Source organism: Pseudomonas sp. P4_C1, assembly GCF_056402155.1.
Genome location: NZ_JBFUHY010000134.1, coordinates 1 through 5,453, shown reverse-complemented (window position 1 = coordinate 5,453; position 5,453 = coordinate 1). Strand labels below are relative to the sequence as shown.

Here is a 5,453-nt window from a genome sequence, read left to right as displayed (position 1 = left end):
CAGACCGCTATCGCGAGCAGGCTCGCTCCTACAGGGGGGCCGTTGTGGTCATTAGAATTGTGTGGTCTGTTTGAGCATCCGCGCCGCAGGCGTATCCGCCGGGCTGACTATCGCATAGTTATAGCCACTTCCTGACCAGTACTCGGCCTGCAGCCCGTCATCGCTACGGCTGCCGCGGGGCAGCAGGAAGTTTTTCGGCCCTGGCGGGCGCACGTAGAAACTGATTTTCTGCCCGCCCTGGTTCTCGTAGACCACCATCGCCGCCGGGCCTTGCTCGGTGCTCAGCAGGCGCCCACTGACCGGTTTGAAGCCGGCATCCGAAAGGTCGGGCAGGCGATTGGCCTGTGTGAAGTAACGGTCGAGCCAGCCTTGCATATCACCGTCCGCGCCGACTTTGTAATCGGCCGGGAGGAGGCCTTGCTGGGCAATCAGGCGATAGGCCTGCAGGGCATCGGTCATTGGCAGCTGGGGGCTTGCCAGTGTCATTTCCCGTGCTTGCCAACCGCTGAAACCGCCGAAGCTGACCGCGATCAACAGCACCGCCGCGCTGGCCAGATGCCGACGGGACTGGCGTTGCATACGTTGGCGAATCACGGCTGGATCGAGATTCGGGTTGACCGGTTGCTGCATGGCACCACTGAGGGCCGCGCGCAGTTGCTGGGCGTCCAGTTGCCAGGCGCGCACTTGCGCGGACATTTGCGGATTGCTCGCCAGAAAAGTCTCTACCAGGCGTCGGTCGGCGTCGCTCAGTTGGTGGTCGACATAGGCGTGCAGGTCACACTCGCTGGGGGGCATGCTGATCATTTGAGTCTCCGCAGGGAAGGGCGGTTGATTTCGCCATCGCTGAGTTGGCGCAGGGCCTGGCGAGCCCGGGACAGGCGGGACATCACGGTGCCGGTGGGTACGTCGAGAATCCCGGCGACCTCTTTGTAGCTCAGTCCTTCCACCGACACCCAGAGCAGCAGCGCGCGTTGCTCGGTAGGCAGTCGGTCGAAAGCGCTGAGGGTCGATTGAGCGATAACGGAGCGCTCCACCGAGGGCTGGGCATCGTCACGCCCGGTGAAGAATTCGAGCATGCGCGCATAGCGTCGGGAGCGGCGGTGCGCATCGAGAAACTGCCGATAGACAATCGAGAACAGCCAGGCGCGCAAGTCGCCCTCGGCGCGTTTACCGCTCCAACTCGACAATGCCCGCTCCAGGCTCGCCTGCACCAGGTCGTCAGCGCTGCTGGTGTTGCGCGTCAACGACACGGCAAACCGTCGCAATCGGGGAATGATTTCCCTCAGTTGTTCGTCGATATCGTTCATGAAGTTCTGACTAGTCGCTACGCTGGACTGTGGACTAGGAAGACGCCCGGTATTCGAGGTTATTCCACGTCAGAAAAAATAAACACCGCATGTGGGAATAAACCTGCGTGCGGTTCGTCTGCTTGATTCTTCTCACTTGTGGCCGATGGCCCTGGAGTCTTTCATGGTAGATCGATCATCACCGCCGCCCCGGCCACCCTTGAGTGCGGCGAGCCTGATATTGCGTCTGGCTGGCATTGCCGTGGTCGTTGCCGCAGTGGCTGGGGCATTTGCCTACGTCAACGGCACCCTGGACCCACAGCGCCTGACCCCGAAAAAACTGATCAACCTGCTGGAAGCCAACAACGGCGTGCATCCGGGGTTCCGTCGCAACCATTCCAAAGGCGTGTGCGTGATCGGACATTTCGAGAGCAGCCTTGAGGCGCGCAGCTATTCCACCGCTCAAGTGTTCAACGAAGCACGGACACCGGTGGTGGGGCGTTTCGCCTTGGGGTCCGGTAACCCAAACGCGCCGGACAGTGCCGTGCCGATCCGCAGCATGGCCTTGCGTTTTACTCAGGCCAACGGCCAGCAGTGGCGCACCGGGATGAACAGCATGCCGGTGTTCCCGGTGGGCACGCCCGAGGCGTTCTATCAATTGCAGAAAGCCCAGTCGCCAGACCCGGCCACCGGCAAACCGGACCCCAAGACGGTATCGGCGTTTTTTGATTCGCACCCGGAAGCCGCACCGTTCCGGGCCTGGATCAAGACTGCCAAGCCGTCGGCCAGTTACGTGACCGAAAACTACAACAGCGTCAATGCGTTCTACCTGGTCAACGCGGCCGGCCAACGCCAGGCCGTGCGCTGGAACATGGTGCCACTGGCCCAGGACGCACCGGGGGGCACGGCACCGGAGGGCAATGATTTCCTGGAGAAAGACCTGGTTCAGCGAATTGCCGCCGGCCCGTTGCGCTGGCAGTTGAACATCACCCTGGCCAACCCCGGCGATCCGGTCAACGACGCCAGCAAGGCCTGGCCCGAAGGGCGCAAGGTGTTGAACGCTGGCACCCTGGTGCTTGAAAAGACTCAACCGCAACTCAACGGTGAATGCCGTGACATCAACTACGATCCGCTGGTGTTGCCTGCCGGGATCGAAGGTTCCGACGACCCGTTGCTCGCCACCCGTTCAGCCGGTTACGCCAATTCCTACCTGCGTCGCACCAGCGAAGTCAGCCAGTTGCCCGCCGCCAAACAGGAGGCCCAGCAATGAGCAACCAACCGAACCACTTTGCCCCGCTGGCGCGCCTGCTGCACTGGCTGATGGCGCCGATGATCATCGCGATGCTGTTTATCGGCGCCGGCATGGTCGCCTCGGTGTCCGAGCGGCATGAATGGCTGATTCATCTGCACAAACCCTTGGGCATCGCGATTTTGCTGTTGGTGATCGTGCGCCTGGTGGTGCGTTTCTCCACCACACAGCCACCATTGCCCGCGGACTTGCCGGGTTGGCAGATGCGGGCGGCCAAGGCGTCGCATGTGTTGCTGTACGCCTTGATGCTGGTTCTGCCGCTGTTGGGCTGGGCGATGATTTCGGCGTCGGGCGAGCCGGTCATGCTCAGCAGTTCGCTGCAACTACCGTCGATTGTGCCGGCGAACGCGCAGGTGTTTGCGTTTTTGCGCAAGGCGCACGGGTATCTGGCGTATCTGTTGTTTCTGACTGTGTTGCTGCATTTGGCGGCAGCGTTGTTTCACGGATGGGTGCGTCGCGATGAGGTGCTGGACAGCATGTTGCGGGGTAAGGATCGCGGATAATAGCTGGGTAAAAAAAAGATCGCAGCCTGCGGCAGCTCCTACAGGGAAACGCATTCCAATGTAGGAGCTGCCGCAGGCTGCGATCTTTTGATCTTGAAGGGCAATCAACTCAAGGTGTCGACCATGTCCGCAATGGTGGTGAGTACATCCTTGCCCAACTGCTTCGAGCGCTTGCCCGACCAGCCCGTCAACGGATTCGGATGATCGTCGTGATCCTTGAACGGCATTTCCAGGGTCAACGACAGACAGTCGTACTTCTGCCCGACGCTGTTACAGGCCAGCGTCATGTTGGCCCGGCCCGGTTCGTCGCGGGTGTAGCCGTACCTGGTCTGGAAGTCTTTGGTGGTGTGCTTCAGATGACTGCGGAAGTGCTCCTCGAGCTTTTCGATCCGCGGCGTGTAACCGGGGTTGCCTTCGCAACCGGCGGTGAATACGTGAGGGATTTCCTCGTCACCATGGGCGTCGAGGAACATGTCGACGCCGTACTTTTCCATCTGCTGCTGAACGAACAGGACTTCCGGGCTGATTTCCTGGCTGGCGCTCTGCCAGGCGCGGTTGAGGTCCTGGCCCATGGCATTGGTGCGCAGGTTGCCGTGGAAAGCACCGTCCGGGTTCATGTTTGGTACCAGGTACAGATCGGCGCTGGCCAGCAGTTTATTCAGCACAGGGTCGTCGTGTTTTTCCAGGCGCTCGATCACGCCTTCCATGAACCACTCGGCCATGTGTTCACCCGGATGTTGCTGGGCAATCATCCATACCTTGCGTCGGCCCTCGGCCCCGGTGCCTTTGCGCAACAATTGAATGTCGCGACCTTCGACACTTTTGCCGGTGGCCAGCAGTTCGGTGCCGGCCTTGGTCAGTGCCTGCTCGATCAGCCAGTCGTGGCGGCCACGGCTGTAGGGTTCGAAGTAAGCGAACCAGGCGTGGGTCTGCTCGGCTTCGAGGCTGAAACGCAGGCAATCGCCTTCGAAAATGGTCGGTACGCGGAACCAGTTGACGTGATCGTAGGACGCCACCGCCTGATAACCGGTCCAGGCCTTGTTATAGGAGGATTGGCTGGCATTGTTCAGGCGAAACCAGTGCTCCTGGCCAACATGCAGGCCGCTGGCCTTGAAGTGGAACCATTGGAAATGGTTGCTTTTGGTATCGGGGCGGATCGCCAGCAGGGGCTTGAGCGGGTCGCTGACATCGATTACCTGGATGTTGCCGCTGTCGAAGTTGGCACTGATGTCGAGGGAGGATTTAGCCACGGTTGGGTTCCTGATCAAGATTTTTATGGCGGCCACTTTACACGCAAGTGCAGGGCCTTAGGAGCGGAGAAAAACCGTCTTACCACCAAGGCGCCTGTTCACTTTGCGACTCAAGGTTTGCCACGAAGTCCTCCAACCAAGCGTAGCGATCATCCGTGTTACCACCAGCACCGTTTTGTGGCCTTCAGGTGACAGGATGGGGCATTTCAACTCGTTCCGGATCAATACTCTTGTCTGCAACCAGTCATCGTGATGGCTGATACATCAATGTAATCAAATGCCTGCATTCGATTCGCTGATTCTGGCATGCAATGTGCCTTTTTGGCTTTATGGATAATTGGATACAAAAATACAAAAGGTGCACTGATGAAATTCGCCCCTGCCTATACCGAGCGCCAGCCTGTCACTGCTGAGGAGGAGGCTTACAACTTTCTTCTGGAGGCCATTTGCAAAGGACGTTACCGCACCGGCGAACGGCTGATCGCCGAGGACATCGCCGGTGAAATCGGCATGAGCCGCATGCCGGTGCGCGAAGCGTTCCGCCGTCTGGATGCCGACGGCCTGGTGACGTTGCGGCCCAATCGCGGCGCCATCGTACGGGGCCTGAACATCGACGAAATGCGTGAAGTGTTCGAGATGCGCAGTGCCCTTGAGGGGCTCGCCATCCGGGTGGCTGTCAGCAAAATGACCGAGCGCCATTTCAGCCATCTGGAGCGTCTGCTCGACGAGATGGACGACTACCGCGAGGACGGTGCCGAGTGGGTCAGCCGTCATCGCGCCTTCCATGAATACCTGTGCAGCCTGAGTGAACGCCCGCGCCTGATGCGGCAAATTTCGGCGCTGTATTCGGTGATCGAGCCGCACATGCGCCTGTGGCTGCAACATGCCGAAAAGCCCCGCAGTGCCCGGGACGAACACGCCGCGATCGTGACCGCGTTGCGTTCCGGCGATCCGGATAAAGCGGCGGCGGTGGTGTGCGAGCACATCGAAGGAACGATTCCGCGCCTGATTCAGTTTCTTGAGGCTCACCAATAGAAGAACAACCTCATACCCCTGTAGGAGCTGCCGCAGGCTGCGATCTTTTGATGTTGCTTCTGAAAAGGTC

6 protein-coding genes are annotated in these 5,453 nt (G+C 59.9%); 3 read left to right on the top strand and 3 right to left on the bottom strand.

Going from position 1 to position 5,453, the window contains the following annotated elements; genetic code table 11:
* Positions 1-51: 51 nt before the first annotated feature.
* Together AC1DU9_RS29340 and AC1DU9_RS29335 are read right to left on the bottom strand one after the other, a co-directional pair.
* Positions 52-804, bottom strand: coding sequence for an anti-sigma factor family protein (locus tag AC1DU9_RS29340; protein WP_477811224.1), 753 nt, complete (start codon positions 802-804; stop codon positions 52-54).
* A complete protein-coding gene (locus AC1DU9_RS29335) occupies positions 801-1,307 on the bottom strand; it encodes a sigma-70 family RNA polymerase sigma factor (protein ID WP_223461473.1) in 507 nt (168 codons plus the stop codon). The genes AC1DU9_RS29340 and AC1DU9_RS29335 overlap by 4 nt, the downstream gene beginning before the upstream one ends.
* A gap of 163 nt (positions 1,308-1,470) precedes the next feature.
* On the opposite strand from AC1DU9_RS29335, the gene AC1DU9_RS29330 reads away from it, so the two are divergent.
* Together AC1DU9_RS29330 and AC1DU9_RS29325 are read left to right on the top strand one after the other, a co-directional pair.
* The gene (locus tag AC1DU9_RS29330) at positions 1,471-2,556 is read left to right on the top strand and encodes a catalase family peroxidase (protein ID WP_477811223.1); all 1,086 of its coding nucleotides are present in this window, start codon (positions 1,471-1,473) and stop codon (positions 2,554-2,556) included.
* A complete protein-coding gene (locus tag AC1DU9_RS29325) occupies positions 2,553-3,098 on the top strand; it encodes a cytochrome b (RefSeq protein WP_223461479.1) in 546 nt (181 codons plus the stop codon). The genes AC1DU9_RS29330 and AC1DU9_RS29325 overlap by 4 nt, the downstream gene beginning before the upstream one ends.
* A gap of 104 nt (positions 3,099-3,202) precedes the next feature.
* Here AC1DU9_RS29325 and AC1DU9_RS29320 read toward each other — a convergent pair whose 3' ends face one another.
* Positions 3,203-4,348 (bottom strand): M14 family metallopeptidase, encoded by a 1,146-nt coding sequence (locus AC1DU9_RS29320; protein WP_477811222.1) that lies wholly within the window; start codon positions 4,346-4,348, stop codon positions 3,203-3,205.
* A gap of 366 nt (positions 4,349-4,714) precedes the next feature.
* On the opposite strand from AC1DU9_RS29320, the gene AC1DU9_RS29315 reads away from it, so the two are divergent.
* A complete protein-coding gene (locus AC1DU9_RS29315; protein ID WP_223461484.1) occupies positions 4,715-5,383 on the top strand; it encodes a GntR family transcriptional regulator in 669 nt (222 codons plus the stop codon).
* Positions 5,384-5,453 lie beyond the last annotated feature (70 nt).